Source organism: Kribbella sp. VKM Ac-2571 (genome assembly GCF_004362255.1).
Taxonomy (GTDB): domain Bacteria; phylum Actinomycetota; class Actinomycetes; order Propionibacteriales; family Kribbellaceae; genus Kribbella; species Kribbella pratensis.
Genome location: NZ_SNWS01000001.1, coordinates 144,088 through 163,846 on the forward strand (window position 1 = coordinate 144,088; position 19,759 = coordinate 163,846).

At 67.9% G+C, this 19,759-nt stretch carries 20 protein-coding genes and 1 pseudogene; 7 read left to right on the plus strand and 14 right to left on the minus strand.

All coding sequences use genetic code 11. From position 1 onward, the window contains the following. The first annotated feature begins 9 nt into the window (after positions 1–9). The 4 genes from EV651_RS00765 to EV651_RS00780 all read left to right on the plus strand — a co-directional run bounded on the left by EV651_RS00765 (position 10) and on the right by EV651_RS00780 (position 3,749). Complete coding sequence (locus tag EV651_RS00765; protein WP_133780880.1) at positions 10–447, plus strand: cupin domain-containing protein; 438 nt, start codon at positions 10–12, stop codon at positions 445–447. Then, complete coding sequence (locus tag EV651_RS00770; protein WP_133780882.1) at positions 444–818, plus strand: DUF1304 family protein; 375 nt, start codon at positions 444–446, stop codon at positions 816–818. The genes EV651_RS00765 and EV651_RS00770 overlap by 4 nt, the downstream gene beginning before the upstream one ends. Before the next feature lie 127 nt (positions 819–945). After that, a complete protein-coding gene (locus tag EV651_RS00775) occupies positions 946–2,505 on the plus strand; it encodes an alkaline phosphatase (RefSeq protein WP_133780884.1) in 1,560 nt (519 codons plus the stop codon). 2 nt (positions 2,506–2,507) lie between these two features. Next, positions 2,508–3,749: a hypothetical protein gene (locus EV651_RS00780; protein WP_133780886.1), complete on the plus strand. Its 1,242-nt coding sequence runs from the start codon at positions 2,508–2,510 to the stop codon at positions 3,747–3,749. Position 3,750: 1 nt separating this feature from the next. On the opposite strand, the gene EV651_RS00785 is transcribed toward EV651_RS00780, so the two are convergent. The 3 genes and pseudogenes from EV651_RS00785 to EV651_RS43175 form a co-directional block, all read right to left on the minus strand. Further along, the gene (locus EV651_RS00785; RefSeq protein ID WP_133780888.1) at positions 3,751–4,353 is read right to left on the minus strand and encodes an anti-sigma factor; all 603 of its coding nucleotides are present in this window, start codon (positions 4,351–4,353) and stop codon (positions 3,751–3,753) included. Continuing rightward, the gene (locus EV651_RS42130) at positions 4,350–4,559 is read right to left on the minus strand and encodes a sigma factor-like helix-turn-helix DNA-binding protein (RefSeq protein WP_238156639.1); all 210 of its coding nucleotides are present in this window, start codon (positions 4,557–4,559) and stop codon (positions 4,350–4,352) included. Before EV651_RS42130 ends, EV651_RS00785 begins: the two co-directional genes overlap by 4 nt. 121 nt (positions 4,560–4,680) lie before the next feature. Continuing rightward, positions 4,681–4,845: pseudogene (locus EV651_RS43175) on the minus strand (sigma factor); the annotation flags it as partial. A gap of 87 nt (positions 4,846–4,932) precedes the next feature. Between EV651_RS43175 and EV651_RS00795 the strand changes: the two are divergent. Beyond that, on the plus strand, positions 4,933–5,424 hold the full coding sequence (locus EV651_RS00795; RefSeq protein ID WP_133780890.1) for a hypothetical protein: 492 nt from the start codon (positions 4,933–4,935) through the stop codon (positions 5,422–5,424). Here the strand turns inward: EV651_RS00795 and EV651_RS00800 are convergent. The 9 genes from EV651_RS00800 to EV651_RS00840 all read right to left on the minus strand — a co-directional run bounded on the left by EV651_RS00800 (position 5,418) and on the right by EV651_RS00840 (position 14,704). Then, on the minus strand, positions 5,418–7,448 hold the full coding sequence (locus tag EV651_RS00800; protein WP_133780892.1) for a beta-galactosidase: 2,031 nt from the start codon (positions 7,446–7,448) through the stop codon (positions 5,418–5,420). The two genes, EV651_RS00795 and EV651_RS00800, sit on opposite strands and share 7 nt — an antisense overlap. Before the next feature lie 39 nt (positions 7,449–7,487). Beyond that, positions 7,488–8,339: a carbohydrate ABC transporter permease gene (locus tag EV651_RS00805; RefSeq protein ID WP_133780895.1), complete on the minus strand. Its 852-nt coding sequence runs from the start codon at positions 8,337–8,339 to the stop codon at positions 7,488–7,490. Next, entirely contained in the window at positions 8,336–9,277 is a 942-nt protein-coding gene (locus tag EV651_RS00810; RefSeq protein ID WP_133780897.1) for a carbohydrate ABC transporter permease, read from the minus strand. The genes EV651_RS00805 and EV651_RS00810 overlap by 4 nt, the downstream gene beginning before the upstream one ends. Further along, the gene (locus EV651_RS00815) at positions 9,274–10,656 is read right to left on the minus strand and encodes an extracellular solute-binding protein (RefSeq protein ID WP_202870105.1); all 1,383 of its coding nucleotides are present in this window, start codon (positions 10,654–10,656) and stop codon (positions 9,274–9,276) included. The genes EV651_RS00810 and EV651_RS00815 overlap by 4 nt, the downstream gene beginning before the upstream one ends. 93 nt (positions 10,657–10,749) lie before the next feature. Further along, positions 10,750–11,805 (minus strand): LacI family DNA-binding transcriptional regulator, encoded by a 1,056-nt coding sequence (locus EV651_RS00820; protein ID WP_133780900.1) that lies wholly within the window; start codon positions 11,803–11,805, stop codon positions 10,750–10,752. 98 nt (positions 11,806–11,903) lie between these two features. Then, the gene (locus EV651_RS00825) at positions 11,904–12,437 is read right to left on the minus strand and encodes a YbhB/YbcL family Raf kinase inhibitor-like protein (protein WP_133780902.1); all 534 of its coding nucleotides are present in this window, start codon (positions 12,435–12,437) and stop codon (positions 11,904–11,906) included. A gap of 20 nt (positions 12,438–12,457) precedes the next feature. Continuing rightward, positions 12,458–13,741: a phosphodiester glycosidase family protein gene (locus EV651_RS00830; RefSeq protein WP_133780904.1), complete on the minus strand. Its 1,284-nt coding sequence runs from the start codon at positions 13,739–13,741 to the stop codon at positions 12,458–12,460. A 76-nt stretch (positions 13,742–13,817) separates the two neighbouring features. Then, positions 13,818–14,279, minus strand: a complete 462-nt coding sequence (locus EV651_RS00835) for a nitroreductase/quinone reductase family protein (RefSeq protein ID WP_133780906.1) — start codon at positions 14,277–14,279, stop codon at positions 13,818–13,820. Then, positions 14,276–14,704: a PPOX class F420-dependent oxidoreductase gene (locus EV651_RS00840; protein ID WP_133780908.1), complete on the minus strand. Its 429-nt coding sequence runs from the start codon at positions 14,702–14,704 to the stop codon at positions 14,276–14,278. Before EV651_RS00840 ends, EV651_RS00835 begins: the two co-directional genes overlap by 4 nt. 72 nt (positions 14,705–14,776) lie before the next feature. Here EV651_RS00840 and EV651_RS00845 point away from each other — a divergent pair, with 72 nt between their 5' ends. Further along, the gene (locus EV651_RS00845) at positions 14,777–15,298 is read left to right on the plus strand and encodes a MarR family winged helix-turn-helix transcriptional regulator (protein ID WP_133780910.1); all 522 of its coding nucleotides are present in this window, start codon (positions 14,777–14,779) and stop codon (positions 15,296–15,298) included. Between the two features lie 68 nt (positions 15,299–15,366). After that, positions 15,367–16,293, plus strand: a complete 927-nt coding sequence (locus EV651_RS00850) for an AEC family transporter (protein WP_133780912.1) — start codon at positions 15,367–15,369, stop codon at positions 16,291–16,293. A 1-nt stretch (position 16,294) separates the two neighbouring features. On the opposite strand, the gene EV651_RS00855 is transcribed toward EV651_RS00850, so the two are convergent. Together EV651_RS00855 and valS are read right to left on the minus strand one after the other, a co-directional pair. Continuing rightward, positions 16,295–17,035: a hypothetical protein gene (locus EV651_RS00855; protein WP_238156571.1), complete on the minus strand. Its 741-nt coding sequence runs from the start codon at positions 17,033–17,035 to the stop codon at positions 16,295–16,297. Between the two features lie 156 nt (positions 17,036–17,191). Continuing rightward, positions 17,192–19,732 (minus strand): valine--tRNA ligase, encoded by a 2,541-nt coding sequence (valS, locus tag EV651_RS00860; RefSeq protein WP_133780914.1) that lies wholly within the window; start codon positions 19,730–19,732, stop codon positions 17,192–17,194. Positions 19,733–19,759: the final 27 nt, after the last annotated feature.

The following is a 19,759-nucleotide window of genomic DNA, read 5'->3' on the forward strand; positions in this document are numbered from 1 at the left end:
GTCGCAGTCATGAACGAAACAGTGCATCTGAGCAATGCGGGCAGCGGTGTCGAGTACGCCGCCCCGGACGCGACCGTGACGGTGAAGATCGGCGCCGAGCACACCGGCGGGCAGTACGAGCTGTTCGAGATCGACGCACCGCGCGCCGACGCCTCGCCGCCGCACAGCGAGTCGTGGAGCAAGGCGTTCTACGTCCTGCAGGGCCGGATCCTCGTCCAGGCAGGGGATCAGGGCTACGACCTCGGACCTGGCGCCTCGATCAGCATTCCGGCCGGCACCGTGAACACGTTCTCGGTGCTGACGCCGTCGGCGAAGTTCCTCGCTGTCAGTCAGACCGGGCGGATGGGCGCCTTCTTCGCGGACCTGGCCGGCGCCGATCCGACGGACTACGCCGCGCTGGGCGAGATCACGAGCCGGCACGGGGTCCAGCTCGGGGCGGAAGCATGAGTACGGCGGCGCAGATCCTCGCGATCGCCATCGCCGTGATGCTGGGGTCGGTCTGGCTGATGGAGTCGTTCTTCTACCGGCATCCGCGGCTGTATCCGCTGTTCCTGCTGGAGCGCCGGGACTTCGACGCGGTCAGGTTGTGGATCGTGAACCTCGGGTTCTACAACTTCACGACCGGTGTCGCGCTGGCGCTCGGGGTCGTCCTGGCCCGGACCGGGCATCTGCCGCAAGGTGAGGCGCTGGTCGCGTTCACCGCGGCGCAGCACGTCTTCCTGGCGCTCGTCCTGCTCGCGACGGAGCGGCGACTCTGGTTGAACACGCTGCTGGAGGGGGTTCCGGCCGCCGTACTGCTGCTGCTCGTTCTGCTGTAGGAAATTTACCAATTCTGCGCCATCATGGGCACGGAGCACCGCACACACTCAAGGTTCCCGAATGGTCACCTGCAGTTCGACCGATCCGGGGGCCTACCGCCCTGAGTACCCGTGAAGGTGAGGCCTCATGAGCCCAATCAGTCGCAGGACCCTTGTTTTCGGCGGACTCGCCGCGGCCGGGGCCGGCGCCCTCCCGGCTATCCCGTCAGCAACAGCCCAGTCGTCCGTGATCACCGCCACCGCCGCCGTCCCGTACCCGTTCCAGCTCGGTATCGCGTCCGGTGAGCCAGACGCCAACAGCGTCGTGCTCTGGACCCGCCTGGCACCCTCGCCGCTGAATGCCGACGGTCAAGGCGGCATGGCGAACGCCGACGTCGCCGTTGACTGGCAGGTGTCGACCACCGACACCTTCAGCACGCTGGTCGCGTACGGCACGGTGACAGCGCAGTACGCTTCCGCCCACTCGGTGCATGTCATCGCGGGCGGCCTCAGCCCGGACTCGGACTACTTCTACCGCTTCCGTGCGCAGGGCCATCTGTCACCCGTCGGCCGCACCCGGACCGCTCCGGCCGTGGGCACCAACGGGCGTGACCTGGTCATGGCCTTCACCTCCTGTGCGCACTACGAGGAGGGCTACTACACGGTCTACCGACGCATGGCCGAGGAGAACCCGGGCCTCATCCTCTTCCTGGGTGACTACATCTACGAGTACGGCGCCACCACCGGCAGGCCTCGTCTGCACGCGGGTGCGAGCGAGATCGTGTCGCTCGCGGACTACCGTCGCCGGTACGCGCAGTACAAGTCGGACCCCGATCTGCAGGCAGCACATGCGGTCGCCCCGTGGCTCGTCGTACCTGACGACCACGAGGTGGAGAACAACTACGCCAACATGGTGCGGGCGGACAGTACGCCGTCTCTCACGACAGCGCAGTGGACCGCTCGGCGGACCGCGGCGTACCAGGCGTACTACGAGAACATGCCGCTGCGGCCGGCCCAGGCGAACAGCGGCAACTCGATCCCGCTCTATCGCCGGCTGCGCTGGGGGAGTCTCGCGACCTTCCACATGCTCGACACACGGCAGTACCGCAACGACCAGGCCTGTGGCGACGGCTGGAAGGTGTGCTCCGACGCTGACCTCGCCAGCCGCAGTCTGCCGGGCAACACCCAGGAGACCTGGCTGCTCGACGGTCTCAACCAGCACTACGGCACGTGGGACATCCTTGGGCAGCAGGTCTTCTTCGCTCGCCGGTTCGACTCGGCCGGTGCGGGGAGCATGGACTCGTGGGACGGCTACCGCGCCTCGCGGGCCCGCATCCAGCAAGGTTGGATCGACCGCGGAACCCGCAACCCGGTCGTCCTGACCGGTGACGTCCATCGCGCGTGGGCCAGCGACCTGAAAGCCGACTACAGCAACGCGAACTCGGCCGTCATCGGGTCCGAGCTGGTGACGAGCTCCGTCACCTCGAGCGGCGACGGCGACGGAGCCACCACGATCCCGAACCTCGCGGAGAACCCGTGGCTGCGGTTCTACCAGAACCGTCGCGGCTACGTCCGGACGACGATCAGCCCGACCCAGTTGCGGGCCGATTTCCGTGCTGTCGCGAAGGTTTCGGAGCACGGCGCCGCGGTGAGTACGGCGAAATCGTTCGTCATCCAAGAGGGTCAACCCGGACTGCAGGCGGTGTGACGATGAAGAAGACGCTTGCTGTTACAGCGATCGCGGCGACGGTGCTGACCTTCACCGCGACCACCGCCGAGGCGCACATTGCTGCTCCCACCTGGGTGACGGCGAACAGTGTCTCCACCGGCGACCAGGACGCGGCCTCCGTTGCGATCAACCGCAACGGGTACGTCGCGGTGGCGTGGGAGGACGACCGCGACACCGACAACGCGACCGACAACGTGCACAGCGAGATCTACCTGCGGCTCTTCCGCAACGGCACCGCGGTGTACGAGACGAAGCTGTCCGCGGGTGGCAGTAGCGGTGTGACGAACTGGCGACACCTGCACCCGGACGTCGGCCTGGACGACAAGGGCAACGCGGTCGTGGTGTGGCAGGACGACCCGGACGGCAACGGGTACTACAACATCCCGTACCGCGTCGTGAACACCGCCGGTACCGTCACAGCGTCCGGCAACTCCAACAGCAGCTCGACCGGCCAGCAGATCAACCCGCGAGTCGCTGTCGACCCGGACGGCGCACCGTCCGGTGCTGCAGTCGCGTTCACCGTGGCGTGGGAAGACATCCAGACCGGTACGCCGGCAACAGTGAAGGCAGCGGGCTTCACCGGACCGACCACACGCGCCTGGGAGGTGACCGCCTCGCAGACCACCGGTCAGCACCACAACCCGGATGTGGCCGTGTCGGCGTCAGGCGACGCGGTCGTCGTGTGGGACGAGGACGGCGACGCCAATGGCGACTACAACATCGGACTGATCCGGCTGGGCCGCACCAACGGTGCAGCCACGCTGTCGCGCCGCGTCGCCAACTCGAGCACCACAGGTCAGCAGACGCATCCAGCTGCGGCAGCCAACTTCAACGGCGACTTCGCGGTCGCCTGGGAGTCGGCCGGTGCCGTCGCGACGCGTGCGTTCAACACCGCGGGCACTGCTCGGTACGCCGACGTACAGGTCGCGGCTGCTGGTGTGGCACCGTCGATTGGCATCGACGACCAGTCGCAGACGGTCGTTGGCTGGACAGTGGCCGGTGCTGATCCGGACGTGTGGGTACGTGGCTTCGGTACCGACGGCACCGACACGGGTCGGCTGTCGGCGCAGCGGCTGAGCTCCGTGGCTACAGGTAGGCAGGAGCAGATGACGGTCGCGGTGTCGCCGTTCGCCGAAGTAGCGGTCGCCTACACCGACGACAACGACGGAAACACGTACGACCAGGTCTACCTAGGCACGGGAATCTCCAACAACAGCTGGTGAGTCAGCGCGTCGTGGGGGACACCGTGCTCAGTACGGTGTCCCCTGCGTCGACGACTTCGAGGTGGTCGATGTCGCGGAGCGGGATCGACGTACTCGCGGGAACCTGTGCGTGGTAGCTGCCGTTAGCTGCCCACCAGCCGGCTGTCTCTACAGTTCCGTCGCGGCCGTGGACGACGAGCATGCAGTGCTCGTACGGCTTCAGGTCGGTCAACCGGAGCTGGATGTCCGTACCCCAGCCACGGCTGACCAGCTTGGCCGTGGTGTCCAGACCGCCAACCCCGTCCGTCGCTGTCCACGTTGCTGACGCCGGCGCGGACAGCAGGCCCCAGCTGGCGACACCAGCCATCGCTGACGCTGCCGCGGCGGCCAGCACCCACTGCGGCCGCCTCTTCTTGCTCAGCTGGAGCGGTGCGGGTTCCGGCTGCTCCACTTCGATGTCCTCGACCGGTACGGCGTGCAGCAGCCCCGGCAGAGGCGCGAACTGGAGCAACGTCTCGCGGCAGGCCGTACAGGTCACGAGGTGCTCCTCGACCGCGCGACGCTCGGATGCCTCCAGCGCACCGAGCACAAAGGCGCCGATCGACATCGTCTCCGGGCACGTCATGAGCCAGTCACCCCTCGTTCCTCCAGTGCGGCGCGCAACGCGTGCAGCGCGTAGTAGCTGCGCGACTTCACCGTTCCCGGGGGTACACCGAGGACGGCGGCCGCCTCGTTGACGGTGAGCCGACGGTAGAACAGCTCGACGATCACCTGCCGGTGGTCCTTGCTGAGTCCCCGCAATACGTCGATCACCTGCCAGACCTGCAGCACGCGATCGATGTCGTCGCCGAGCGCGGGGAACTCGCGGTCCTCGATCGGCCGTCACCCGCGCGCTCTGCCTGCGTCGCCCGGAGATCACCAGGTTGCGCGCAACCGTGAACAGCCAGCGTCCGGCCCGGTCCGGGTCCAGGTCGGCCGCATGCGTCCAGGCGCGCGTCATCGTCTCCTGCACGATGTCCTCGGCGTACTGCCGGTCGCCCACGGAGCGCAGGACGTACCCGAACAGCGGCCGCCGGTACTTGTCGTACAGCGCGCGGATCACCGTGTCGTCATCCACACCCGGGGAATACGCGGTACGGCGGTGAAAGGTTCAACTGAACCGCCGGGCCGGATCTCGCGTATCTGTGGAGGAGAGGAGATCTCGATGAAAACCACAATCTTGTTGCTAGGAGCAACGGTGGCGGCGCTCGGCGCGCTCACCGCCTGCGGTGCCGACGCACAACCTTCCGGTGGTGGCGGTCCCGCGGCGGCCGCTGTCTCGGTGAAGGACGTCAGCGGTGTCGGTCAGACGCTGGTCGACGCTTCCGGGAAGACGCTGTACTTCGCCGACCAGGAGGCCGGCGGCGCGATCAAGTGCACCGGCAACTGCCTGAGCTTCTGGATGCCCGCGACCGGCGACGCGCAGGCGGTGAAGGGCTTGGCGACGATCAAGCGCTCCGACACCGGCGCAGAGCAGCTCACCTTCCAGGGCAAGCCGCTCTACACCTTCAAACTCGACACCGCCGCCGGCGAGGCCAAGGGCAACAACTTCGCCGACGCCTTCTCCGGCGTCGACTTCACCTGGCACGCCGCGACCACCTCGGCCGCGGCCACCCAGGCACCCTCGTCCTCTGGCGGAGGCAACTACGGCTACTGAACCAACAGCACCCGGACGTCCCAAGGCCCGAGGTGGAGCTTGTCCCCGGGCGAGGCGGCGGCCAGTACGTCGTACACCGGGTCTTGCAGGTCGATGCTCACGCTGTCCCAGGACCAGTTGTGCACGAACCGCAGCCGGCGTCCGTCCGTGGTTGTGGCCGACGTGACCGTCACACTGCTCGGTAGGTCCTGCCAAGGGCTTGGCTTGATCCACCGCAGCAGGGCGGCGGCCAACGGCGCGTTGGGAACGGTGCCGACGTACGTGATGCGGCCGTCGCCATGGGCGCGGGTGGTGATCGCCGGCCATCGACCGAAGTGTGGGTGCTCGTAGCTCGCGAGCACGTCGGCGCCCTCCACCTGGAGGCCGTCGACCCACCGGGTCGCGGCCGCGTCGTCACCGAGGTCCAGGGTCGTTGACCGGACCGGCAGCTCCGCGCTGACGTTGCTGTACTCGTCGTACCAGACACCGGCCGCGTCAGCGAGTCCGGCCGGCATTGTCGCCGTACGCGCCCGCGCCTCGTGGTCCGCATAACCAGTCCGCGGACCGACCACCAGATGGCCGCCGGCCGCGGCGTAGGCCAGCAGGCGGCTCAGCAGTTCGTCGTCCGCGAGGTACAGCCCTGGTACGACGAGCACCGGGTGCTCGTCGACCGCACCGGTGAACTGACTGACATGCAGGATGCGCACCTGCAGCCCGGCGTCGAAAGCCCCACGGTAGAAGGGATCGAACAGCCCGTGGTACGACTGGTGGTCCGGGCTGCCGTCCTCGCGCGAGAGCGGCGGGTACTTCTCCATGAGCCACTTGCTCGGCAGCGAGAAGAGCATCGTCACGTCACTGTCCGGCGTGAGACCTGTCACCAGCGACCCGGCGGTCTCCAGTTCCGCACCGAGACGGGCGATCTCGCGATAGGTGCGGCCCGGCAGCCCGTTGTGCGGCAGCACTCCGCCCCAGTAGGTCTCGGCGCCGAAGTGCAGGGTGTGCCAGTGCCAGTACTCGATCATGCTGGCTCCCCGCGAGACGAGCGCCCAGGCGGCCTGGCGCCACTGCCCGTCGTACGCGGGCCGGTTGTCCCACGGAGAGCCGATGGACTGTGCGTTCGTCTCGGTGACGAGGAACGGCCGTTGTTGCGACGAGTACATGCGGTCCGCGCTCTGGTACAGCGCCCACACCCCGTTGGTGGTCCAGGTCTGCGACGTGTGTCCGGTTTGCGGATGGAGCAGACCGTCCTGCATCGCGTAGTACGGATTGCCGGCCGTCACGTCGAGACGTCGTACCAGCTCCTCGTCGTCCGCAGCAGGCCGCCCGTACGAGATGCAGGTGGTGACGAACTGGTCCGGGCGCGCGTACTCGCGGACGATGTCGGCCTGCCACCCGATGAAGTCGGTGGTCTGCTCGGCCTGGAACTGCCGCCACGCGACGTCGTACTGCGGCTGCACGTTGCCGTCCGGCGTCCACAGGTCCGCCCAGTCCGAGAGGCGATGTGACCAGTACACCAGGCCCCACGCGTCGTTGAGCGTCTGTACGTCGCCGTACTTGTGCCGCAGGCTGTCCACGAAGCGCTGGAACACCCCGTGATTGTGGAGCAGCTCGTTCCCCGGCTCGTTGTCGACCTGGAACCCGATCACGGCCGGGTGATCGGCGTACCGCTCCACGATCTTGCGGACCACCCGCTCGGCGTGAAAGCGGAAGCCGGGGTGAGTGAAGTCCACCTCCTGCCGCGCGCCCCACCCGATCCGCTGACCCGTCTTACGCTCCCCGGTGATCTCCGGGTACAGGCGGGCCAGCCACGGCGGGACGGCGTACGTCGGGGTGCCGAGGAGCACCGCGATACCGCGGGAGTGCGCGCCGTCGAGAACGGGCTGCAGCCAGTCCAGGTCGAACCGCCCGTTCTCCGGCTCCCACGTCGACCACACCGACTCGCCCACCCGGATCACCGAGAACCGCGCCTCGGCCATCAGGTCGAGATCGAGCTCGAGCCGGTCGTTCGGTTGATATTCGTGATAGTACGCAGCTCCGAAAAGCACACGTTCGTGCACAGTAGTTTCTCCAAGCTCAGAAGGGAATCAGGCTTTGATGCCGCCGGAGGCCAGCCCCGACTGCCAGTACCGCTGCAGCAGCAGGAACGCGGCGATCAGCGGGATCACCGACAGGAACGAACCGGTGATCACCAGGGACAGCACGGCACCGGTCGTCCCGCCGCCGGCACTGGCCTGCGACGACCACTGCGCGAGGCCCAGCGTGACCGGGTAGAGATCGGGGTTGTTGAGCATGATCAGCGGCAGGAAGTAGTTGTTCCAGGTCGCCACCAGCGTGAACAGCACCACCGTGACGATGCCCGGGGCAAGCATCCGGGCCGCGACCTGGAAGAAGATCCGGAACTCGCCCGCGCCGTCGATCCGGGCGGCCTCGATGATCCCGTCCGGAACCGCGTCCTGGGCGTAGATCCGCATCAGGTACAGGCCGAACGGGCTGACCAGGGACGGCAGGATGATCGCCCACGGCGTGTTCACCAGCCCGGCCTTGCTGAACAGCAGGTACGTCGGGATCGCGAGAGCCGTGGTCGGCACCATGATCGCGCCGAGCACGAGTCCGGACATCGCGGCGTTCCCCCGGAACCGGTACTTGGCGAAGCCGTACCCGGCGAGCGCGCAGAGGAACGCCGCCCCGCCCGCGCTGACCACCGCGTAGAAGACCGTGTTGGCCATCCAGCGGGAGAACACCCAGTCGCCGTTCGTCACGGTCGCGCGGATGTTGGACCACAGCGAGAAGTCGCCGGCGAACCACAGGCCGAAGCTCGAGAACAGGTCGCCCACCGTCTTGGTCGAGGCGACGAACAACCAGAACAACGGCAGCAGGAAGTAGATCAGCAACGCCACCATGAAGATCGTCAGCACGTTGCTGTGTCGTGCCCTCATGAGCGGCTCCTTCGGGTCGTGACCAGCAGGACGGCGTACGACGCGACGACTATGACCGCGCCGAGCAGGAACGAGACTGCCGCGGCGTAGTTCACTTCCTGACCGGTGAAGGCCAGCGTGTACGCGTAGAGGTTCGGTGTGTAGCCGCTGTCGATGACGCTGGGCGCGAGCCGCTGCATCAGCTGCGGCTCGCTGAACAACTGGAAACTGCCGATGACCGAGAAGATCAGGCAGACCAGCAGGGCCGGCCGGAGCGCCGGGATCTTGATGCTCCACGCGGTCCGGATCGCCCCGGCGCCGTCCACCGCGGCGGCCTCGTACAGGTCGTGCGGCACGGCCCGCAGAGCGGCGTACAGGATGATCATGTTGTAGCCGGTGAACTCCCAGGTGACGATGTTCGCGATCGAACCGAGCATCCAGTCGCTGCTGAGGAACTTCGGCGGCGACATGCTCAGCTTGTCGGCCAGTTGGGCGAACGGGCCGAAGTCCTGGCCGTAGAGGTAGCCCCACATCAGGGTGGCGACCACGGCCGGGACGGCGTACGGCAAGAAGATGCCGAGCCGGAAGCTCTTCGCCACCCGGAGCAGACCGCTGTCGATGGCCAGCGCCGCGAACAAGGCGATCGCGAGCATGATCGGCACCTGGATCAGGAAGAACAGCCCGACCCGGCCGACTCCGTGCAGCAGCCGCGGATCGGTCAGCGCCCGGGTGTAGTTGCTGAGCCCGGCGAACACCGTGCCGCCGATCAGCCGCTCCTGGAACAGGCTCAGGTACGCCGCATAGGCCAGTGGCAACACCAGCAGGCCGAGGAAGACCAGCATGAACGGAGCGACGAAGAGGTAACCGGTCCGGGCGCGGCTCACGCCACGCGCTCGCCGGCGAACCTCGGCACGACTCGGCGCCCGCGCGCCGAGCCGATCGGTCGTGTTGACGCTCATTGCCCGACCTTGAAGCCCTGGTTCTTCGCGTACTTCGTGGTTCGGTCCTGCCACTGGTCGAGTGCGGCGCTGGTGTCGCTCTTGTTCGCGAACGACTTACCGACGGTCTCGCCCCAGTCGCTGTAGGCCTGGTCCAGGAACGGCGGCCACTGGAACTTCGTGTCCACGGTGTCGCTGATCCCGGCGAACAGCTTGTTCACCGTCTGGCCGCCGTAGAAGGGCAGCGGGCGGTCGACGAACGACGTGTCCGCCAGCAGGGACTTCGTCACCGGGAAGAGGAACTGCTGGGTCGCGAACATCTTCGTCGACTCGGGATCGGTGTTGATGAACTCGGCGAGCTTCGCCGCCGCGATCGGGTTCTTCGTCCCCTGCACGACCGCGGTCGTCGAGCCGCCCCAGTTGCCGGAGACGTTCTTGCCCGCCTCCCACTGCGGGAGCGGTGCCGCGCGCCACTTGCCGCTGGTCGCCTTCGCACTGCCTTCGAGGAAGACCGGGCCCCACGCGGCGGTGATCCAGGTGGCGTACTTGCCACGGTTCAGCGCCTGGTACCACTGGTCGTTGAAGTCGGCGTCGGTCGAGACCGAGCCGTCCTTGATCAGTCCGCTCCAGTAGTCGGCGACCTTCTTGGACTCCGCGCCGTTCAGATCGACCTTGACCGAGTCGGCACCGGTGTTCTCGAACGGCTTCACGCCGGCCTGCCAGAGCAGGCCGAACCACACGCCGGCCTGGCTCTGCGCGAGGTTCGTCAGGTAGACCTTGGGATCCGCGGCGTGCAACTTGCGGGCCGCCGCGGCGAACTCGTCCCAGGTCTTGGGTACGGCGATGCCGTACTTGTCGAAGATGTCCTTGCGGTAGAGCATCCCCATCGGTCCGCTGTCCTGCGGGACCGCCCAGACCTCGCCTCCTGCGCCGACCACCTGCTGCCAGGTCCACCCGACGAACTTGTCCTTCAGCGCCTCGGCGCCGTACGGGCGCAGGTCCATCAGGCTCTTGGTGAGCGAGAACGTCGGGATGTACTGGAACTCGATCTGAACGGCGTCCGGGAAGCCGGCCTTGGCTTTCAGGGCAGTGCGCAGCTTGGTGTACTGCGGCCCGCCCTGCCCGGCGTTGACCACCTTCACCTTGATCGCGGGGTACTTCTTCTGGAACAGGTCGACTTCCTTCTGGATGTTCGGTACCCAGGTCCAGAACGTGAGGTCGGTGGGCGTGGACATGGCCTTGTCGATGTCGGCCTGGCTGACGGTCTTGGCCGCCGCGGGCTGGCCGCCGGAGCTGTCACCGCCACCGCCGCAGGCGGCCAGGGCGAGACTGCCGCTGAGGACGAGTGCCGCGGCGAGCGCAACGCGGCGCCGCAGGGATGTGCGTTGGGAACGGAACACGTGGAACAACTCCTTGGGATCTGAGCAGACTTCACCCGGGATCGCGGCCTCGGCCGACCGGTGCGGACCGCCCGTCAGGGCGGACGTGTGGGTTCAGCGGTGCCGCTCGGGTGGAGCGGCGGTGGAGTGGCGGATGACCAGCCGGAGCGAGGGTCGCTCCGGCGCGGGGAACCGGCCGCCGGTAGGCGACTCGATCTCCTTGACGAGGCTTTCGATCCCGCGGGCGACGTGGAGGTCGAAGTCCTGCGGGACGGTGGTCAGTGGGGGAGTCAGGAACGCCGCCGTCGGGATGTCGTCGAATCCGACGATGCTGACGTCGTCGGGGACCGATCGGCCGGCCTCAGTGAGCGCGCGCAGGACACCGATGGCCATGTCGTCGTTGGCGACGAAGATCGCGGTGACGTCGTCGTCGGCTGCCAGCTGCTGACCGGCCGCGTAGCCGGAAGCGGGGAGCCAATCACCTTCCAGCACAGGTGGTTCCGGGGCGCCGGCGTCGGCAAGAGCCTCTCGCCAGCCGGCCATCCGTTCCCGGGCGGCCCACCAGCGATGCGGGCCGGCGACGTGCCAGACCGTCCGGTGTCCGAGGCCGAGCAGATGTTCGGTCGCGGCCCGGCCGGCGTCGACGTTGTCGCCGCCGGTGTCCAGGCTCGGCTTCGCGGTGAGGCCCGGGAGCCGTCCGAAGCTGAGCACCGGGATGTCGACGTCGATCGGCCGGGCATCGCCGCCCTCGTCGATCGGTTCGGACAAGATGATGCCGTCCACCCCTTGCACGAGCAGGTGCTCGATCGCGTCGGCGACGGTGTCGCCTTCGAGGGTGTTGACGATGCTGACCGAGTAGCCGGTGGTGCGGAGGGTGCGTTCGATCGCCACCAACTGCGTCGCCGGCCCGAACAGCGCCGTACCGAGGCAGACGACGCCGATCCGTTGGGTGCGGCCGGAGTTCAGCGCTCGCGCGGCATCGTTGCGGCGGTACCCGAGCTCCCGCATCGCGGCCTGGACCCGGAGCCGGACTTCCTCCTTGACGTACGGCTCGCCGTTGATGACCCGGGACACGGTCTTTTGCGACACACCGGCGAGCCGGGCGACGTCCGTACTCCCGGGACGACGGCGCGTCCGACCGTCCTCGAAGCCCGGTTTCGCCACGGTCATGGAGCCTCCAGCTCGACACGTTCTGACTACGCAGTCAGGTTCTGTCTACGTAGTCAGAACGTCAATGACTGGGGTTGTGTGACCTGCATCACACAAGCTCAGCGGGAGTACAGGGCGGTGATCCGGCCGCGAGCGATGGTCTTGGCGTCGATCGCCTTCAGGGCTTCGTCGAGGCCGGCGCCGTCCAGGAGGCCTGTCGCGCCGGACAGCGCGTAGACGGTGAAGCGGTAGTGGTGCGTACCGCTCGGCGGACAGGGGCCGTAGTACCCGGTCTTGCCGGCGGAGTTCTTGGCCTGCTTCACGCCCGGCAACACGCCCCCTTCAGCCAGGGACGCGGCAGCCGCTTCGAGGTCGAGCACGATCCAGTGGGTGAAGGTGCCGTGCGGTGCATCGGGGTCGTCGACGACCAGAGCCAACGCTCCGGAGTTGGCGGGGATGTCCCTCCAGGCCAGCGGTGGCGGAACACCCTCGCCGTCGCAGGTGTACTTGCGTGGGATCATCTCGCCGTCGTGGAATGCCGGACTGGTCACTGTGATGCTCGAGGGTGCGGTCACGGCAGGCTCCTTCCCGGACCCGGCGCCGCTGCAGGCGGCTGCGCTCATCAGCACAGCCACCAACAGCAGCAGTCGCATGCTTTCAACGTACTACCGGATCAGCGGTTGGGGACGAAGACGATCGCGTCGCCGACTGCGCGCTCGGCGCCGCCGGTGTTGCTCGGGTGGTTGACGACGGTGCCGTCGCCGAGTGCCATCGTGGTGGAGCCGCCGCCGTCGAGGTTGATGGCGTCGTACAGGCCGAGCGCCTTGGCGACCGCGGCGGTCTCGTCCATCGTGGTGCCGACGCTCGTGGTCTGGCGGCCGTCGATGGTGGCGAGGACGATCTTGCCGCCCCGCGTGGTGCCGGCGATCGTGCGCGGGTTGCGATCGAAGAAGCTGCCGGTGCCGTCCGGCACGACGATCTCGCCGTTCTTCGTCAGCTGGTAGCGACCGGTCGCGCCGTACAGACCGCTGCGCAGCGGGACCTTTCGGCCGTTCTCGTCCGACACCGCGAGGTCCGTACGCAGGCAGCCCTTTGCCAGCTTCAGGAGCGCGACGGTGTCCTGGCCGGTCGCCTGCAAGGACGTCTGGCTCGGGCTGAGCGCCGTACCGCGCGTGGTCGACGTACGGACGACGCAACCGCGGCGGTCGAGTACGACCTCGACGCCGGCGCCGGCCGGAGTCGCGGCGGCGAACTCGGGTGTGAACCGGACGACGTCACCCGGCGCCGTGCAGGCGGTCTGGTCGGGAAGCGTGGCGCACGCGGCCGGGATCACCGGCGGGTGGTTGAGGAACTCGAGCGGGAGCTCAGTCCCGGTCAAGAGATTGCGGACGGCGCCGGTCCAGCGCAGGTGACCGGTCACCACTTTGTTGCTCTTGGCATCGATTACGAGGTTGGCCTCGGTCGGATCGGCGAGCGGCTCGCTGAGCAGCTTGCCGTCGAAGAGGCCGAGACCGACCGGGTCGCCCGGGTACTGCGGGTTCGCGGTGAAGGTGAAGAACGACGCGTTCACGCCGGCCAGCGCGCCGGACGACTTCACCAGGTCCGAGGTCTTCTCGACCCGGGCCAGGTCAGGGCCGTACGTCGTCTTCAGGCGGCCGTCGGCGGTCCGCGGGTCGATCGTGAGCACGTTGACGACCCAGGGGCCGCGCGGCGTGGTGTTGATCTGGTCGGCCGGCGCCGGGTCGGTGCCACGGACGATCCGGGTCAGCGTCACGCCGCGCGCCAGCGTGCGGTCTGTCCGGGTCTCGACGAGATCGGCGTCCCCGATCGGCAGGCCCTGCAGGATCGTTTGCTGGCGCGCCGGTGCGGCGCCGGCAGTCGACAGTCCAGTCGCCAGTACGCCGAACACCGCGGCCGTGCTGAGGGCAGCCTTGAACACTCGAGCGGAAGTAGTCATGCCGCCTATCCTCCGAGCAGGCGGTGGAATCTTTCTAGACCTCGCTCTGACTTGTCAGCATCTTCCAGGTGACCGTTCAGCGCCACTCGAGAAGCCGGATGACCGGGAGCTCGCGATCGGTCTGTTGCTGGTACTTCGCGAAACCGGGCGCTGCTGCGGTGATGCGCTCCCATGCCTCCGCACGCTCCGCTCCGTGCAACTGCTCGGCGCGGACCTCGATCGCCTCGCCGGCGACCTCGATGCGGACCCGGTCAGGGTTCGCGGCCAGGTTGTAGTACCACGCCGGGTTGCCGGCCGCGCCGGCCGCGGAGGCGACGATCAGCCGGTTGCCGTCCGCGTCCGCGAACCAGGCGACCGGCGTCGCTCGCTCGGTGCCGGACTTCCGCCCGATCGTCCGCAGTACCAACGCGTCGCCGCCCCGGAACTTGCCGCCGCCGCGGCGCCGGATGCGACGGGCGTTGAACCTGTTGAACCAGTGCAGGAGCCGGCCGCCGGGCTGCCGAGCGCCGCGAGAGCCAGGGCGAGTGTCGAAGCTCATCGGCTCGTCACCGCCTCGGACGTGTGGACGGTGCGCGTCGTGATGAGCTTGGTGTCGTGGGTGAACGGGCGGCCCTCGAGGTTGAAGCTCCAGGACACGGTCGGCGTGATCCGCAGGTACGTCGACGTACCGAACTGACCGTCGCGCTCGACGAGCTCCGCCTCGCCGTAGATCCGCAGATAGCGCGGGATCCACGGACGTGTGGACACCAGATCGTCGACGACGAAGGCCACCTTGGTGTTGCCGTCACGGACGTTGCGGTACTTGCGGGTGCGGACCGGGTCGATCCCGCCGATGTAGAGGTGCGTCCCGTCGTACTCAAAACCGACCGGGACGGCGTCCGGCTGACCGTCGCCCGAGACGGTGGCGAGGCGGCCCAGGGGCTGGGACCGCAGATAGGCGATCTCCGCTTCGCTGAAGGACATCGGTTCTCCTCTGATAGTTAATAGCATTTACTGTATGTGTCATTAACTATACATCCCATGTACCGTGGAGAGGTGAGCAAGACGGAAACTTCCCCGGAACGCGCCCGCCCCCGCGGCGGGCGATTCGCTGGGTTCGCCCAGGTCCATGGCGCCGGCGTGGATCCCGCGGAGCTGGATGTCGCCGGCGGACTGGTACAGCTCACCGGGGTGATTCAGGGGCTCTACGCGGGCATCTCCGAGGGGCATGACCTGACGCCGGTGCAGGCGAAGCTGCTGTGCGTCCTGCTCGACGGGCCCAAGGGCATGGCCGAGCTCGCGCAGTGCTTCGGGGTCGAGAAGGCCGCGCTCACCGGTCTGATGGACCGCGCCGAGAAGCGCGGCCTGGCCGAGCGCTCGCCGGTCCCGGGCGATCGGCGCGCCGTTCAGGTGACGCTGACCGACGTCGGCCGTCGCGCCGCGATCGCCTTCCACGCCGAGGTCGGCGAGGCCCTCAATGACCTGATCGGGCATCTCAGCGCTGCCGATCGGGAACAGTTCCGGGCAGTCATGGCCGGCATCATCACGAGGTGCCGCACGTCACCATCCAGCTCCTGAGCACCCACCTGTCGCGGACAGCGGTTACCCCTACGATCGACAGGTGTCCATCCCGCTGAGTAGCTGAGATGTCCGCCGTCGTCGGTGCCTTCGGCGCGTTGGTCGCTGTGGCCGTGCTCGGGTACGTCGTCGGCCTCTTCGGCGTACTGCGGAAGGACGACGAGCTCGTTCTGTCCCGGCTGGCGTTCTTCGTGGCGACTCCGGCGCTGCTGTTCACGACCGTCGCGCGGGCGGATCTGCGGGCGATCTTCTCGGTGGTGCTCGTCACCAACCTGGTGAGCCTGTTCGTGGTGCAGGCGTTGTTCCTGTTGATCGCCGCGGTGATCTGGCGGCGCACGCGGTCCGAGGCGACGATCGGTGTGCTCGCGTCGTCGTACGTGAACGCGGGGAATCTCGGCGTACCGGTGGCGGCGTACGTGCTGGGGGACGGTGCGTTGGTTGCGCCAATCGTGTTGTTCCAGGTGCTGATCATGGCGCCGGTGGCGTTCGCCGTACTGGACGGTGACCGGCAGGGGAGTAGCCGACGGGTGTCGCTGCGGACGATCGTCACGCGGCCGTTCCGCAATCCGTTGACGGTGGCATCGCTGCTCGGGCTGCTGGTGTCGGTGGTCGGCGTACGGCTGCCGGAGCTGGTGATGCGACCGATCGACCTGGTCGCGGCAGCAGCGGTTCCCGTCGCGCTGGTGGCATACGGCCTCAGCCTGAGCGCAGGCACCAAGGATTCGATCATCGTACGGCGGGACGTGGTACTCGCCGTTGCGCTAAAGACGTTCGTGCAACCACTGGCGGCGTACACAATCGCCCGCTGGGCCCTGGACCTCCACGGCACGGCCCTCCTGGCCCCAACCCTCCTGGCCGCCCTACCCACAGCCCAAAACGTCTACGTCTACGCCGTCCATTACCGAGCCAGCCGAACCCTGGCCCGCAGCGCAGTCCTCCTCAGCACCCTGCTCTCAATCCCCGTAATGATCCTCATAGCCGGCCTACTCACCTGACTCAGCGCATGGCTTTGAAGGCTTGTTCGGCTATGGGTTCTACCTGGTCTACTGCTACGCCTTCGTTGGCGGACTGGGCTATGACGGTGAGGGTGTTGGAGCCGCGGTAGCACTGGGTCGGCAGGTTGCCGGCGGCTTCGATGCAGGTGGAGTTGCCGATCTTCTTGACCTTGTCCGCGCTCGCACCGGAGTCCGCGACGACCTTGTCGATGTCGACCCGGCCGCGGAGCGCGATCAGCACGTAGAACCGGTCGCCCTCCAGGCTGCCGTACGCCTCGACCATCACCTTCTTGCCGTCGTTGATCCGGCTCAACGCGTCACGGGTCTGATCGAGCTGTGCCTGGCTGCGGATCTCGGGGTCGGTGATCCGGTCGAGGCCCGCGACGTTGGCGGGCGGGGTGATCGCACGCTCCGCGTTCAGCCGGCTGAGCGGACCGAGGCCCCACACGTACCCGAGCAGTGCCAGCACGATCAGCACCACGACCGCACTACCAACCGTCACCCAAGGCCCACGAACCTTGAACCGCCGCAACAACTTCTTCTTCGGCTCCGCACCCGCCGACCCATCCTTCGCCGCAACAGCCGTCCCCCCGGCCGCCTTCGCCTCGGCTGCCTTCGGTTCGGCTGCCGTCGGCTCGGCGGGCTTCGGGTCGACTGGTGGGACGGGAGCCAGTTCGGTGGTGTCCGCGCCGGCGTCGTCGGTCCGGTTCTCGGGACCTGCCGGGTTGGTGGGGTCGCTCATCGATTGGCTCCTCGGACGTCAGGGTCACGGGGTGCGGCGGTCGGCTCGTCCCGATGGTTCCACATCAGGACAAACCGTAGTCGAACCTTCGAACGCACAAATGCCCGCCTCCCCAGCGGAAGACGGGCACTTGTGCGTGACATCAGATCTCTGCCATCAGAGCGTCGCCACGACCTTCACGTCGTCGGAGTCGTCGGCGTGCCAGACGATCTCGCCGGTGATCCGCCCGGCGGCGCGCAGATCGGGCTCGGCGCGCTCGGCGAGCGCGAGTCGCGCGGCCGGCCCGGTGACCTCGACCTTGGAGACCTCGGTCTTCATCGAGACCTTCTCCTCGGACTTCGCGCCGCGGATGCCCGCAAGCACCTCGGCGACCGCGTCCAGCACCTCAGGCTCCTGCGCCGCGACCGGCAGGTCGCCGTCCGGCGTCGGCCATTGCGAGGTGTGGATCGAACCCTCCTGCCACCACGACCAGACCTCTTCGGTCGCGAACGGCAGGTACGGCGCCAGCAGCCGGAGCTGCACCGACAACGCAACCGCGAGCGCCGCCTTCGCCGAGGCAGCGCCGGCGTCACCCTGACCGCCGTACGCGCGCTCCTTGACCAGCTCGACGTAGTCGTCGCAGAACGTCCAGAAGAACCTCTCGCTGATCTCGAGCGCGCCGGTGTAGTCGTACCGCTCGAAGGCCGCCGTGGCGTCGGTGACGACCGCCCGCAGCCGCTGCAGCATCGCGAGGTCGACCGGCTCGGTGACCGCGGACGGGTCGACCGTGGTCGCCCCGAACCCGAGAACGAACTTCGACGCGTTCAGGACCTTGATCGCGAGCCGGCGCCCGACCTTCATCTGCGACTCGTCGAACGGCGAGTCCAGCCCCGGCCGTGCCATCGCGGCCCGCCAGCGCACCGCGTCCGAGCCGAACTTCTCCAGGATCTCCGACGGGATGATCGCGTTGCCCTTGGACTTCGACATCTTCTTGCGGTCCGGGTCGACGACGAACCCGGAGATCATCGACCGCGCCCACGGCAGCGAGCCGTTCTCGAAGTGCGCCCGGACGACGCGCGAGAACAGCCAGGTGCGGATGATCTCGTGCGCGTGCGTGTTCAGGTCCATCGGGAAGGTACGGCGGAACAAGTCGTCGTCCCGCTCCCACCCGCAAACGATGTGCGGCGTCAGCGACGACGTCGCCCAGGTGTCCATCACGTCGGGGTCGGCCTCGAACCCGCCCGGCTTGCCGCGCTGCGACTCGTCGTACCCGCGCGGCGCCTGCGAGGTCGGGTCGATCGGCAGCTCGGCCTCGGACGGCATCAGCGGGTGCTCGTAGTCCGGCTCGCCGTCGTGGTTCAGCGGGTACCAGACCGGGAACGGGACGCCGAAGTACCGCTGGCGGGAGATCAGCCAGTCGCCGTTCAGGCCCTCGACCCAGTTCAGGTAGCGGTGCCGCATGTGCTCCGGGACCCAGGCGAGCTCGTTGCCGCGCTCGAGGAACTCCTGCTTGAGCCCGGCGTCGCGGCCGCCGTTGGTGATGTACCACTGCCGCGTGGAGACGATCTCGAGCGGCTTGTCGCCGTTCTCGTAGAAGTTCGCCATCCGCTCGGTCTTCTTCGGCTCGCCGTCCAGGTCGCCGGACTCGCGCAGCTTGGTGACCATCAGCTCGCGCGCGCTGAAGACGGTCTTCCCGGCGAGTTCGCCGTACAGCTCCGAACCCTCGAGCCACGCCGGGGTGTCGCGCAGCAGCCGGCCGTCGCGGCCGATGACCGTGCGGACCGGGAGTTGCAGCTCGCGCCACCACTGGATGTCGGTCTGGTCGCCGAAGGTGCAGCACATCGCGATGCCGGCGCCCTTGTCCATCTCGGCGGCCTCGTGCGCCAGGACCGGGACCTCGACGCCGAACAGCGGCGACTTCACCGTCGTACCGAACAGGTGCTTGTAGCGGTCGTCGTCCGGGTGCGCGATCAGCGCGACGCAGGCCGGGATCAGCTCTGGGCGGGTGGTCTCGATGTAGATCGGGCCGTCGGCGCCGTGGAAGGAGATCCGGTGGTAGGCGCCCGGATACGGCCGGGCCTCCATCTCGGCCTGCGCGACCGCGGTCTGGAACGTGACGTCCCAGACCGTCGGCGCCTCGGCCAGGTAGGCCTCGCCGCGCGCGAAGTTGCGCAGGAACGCGCGCTGCGACGTACGCCGGGAGTCCTCGGAGATGGTGGTGTAGAGGTAGGACCAGTCGACGCTCAGGCCGACCTGACGCCACATCGCCTCGAACGCCTGCTCGTCGATGTGCGTGAGCTCACCGCACAGCTCGACGAAGTTCTGCCGGGAGATCGGGATCTGCTTCTTCGGGTCCGGCTTGGCCGGCGGGGTGAAGTCCGGGTCGTACGGCAGCGAGGGGTCGCACTTGACGCCGTAGTAGTTCTGGACCCGGCGCTCGGTGGGCAGGCCGTTGTCGTCCCAGCCGATCGGGTAGAAGACCTTCTTGCCGCGCATGCGCTGGTACCGCGCGACCAGGTCGGTGTGCGTGTAGCTGAAGATGTGCCCGACGTGCAGCGAGCCCGAGACCGTCGGCGGCGGCGTGTCGATGGAGTACACATCGGCACGCTCGGCGGTGCGGTCGAAGGCGTAGGTCTGCTGCTCCTTCCATACGGCAGCCCACTTCTCCTCGAGACCGTCGAGGCTGGGCTTGTCTGGAACACGGGACGTCTGGCTCATGCGCACAATGTTAGTGGTTGTCAAGGG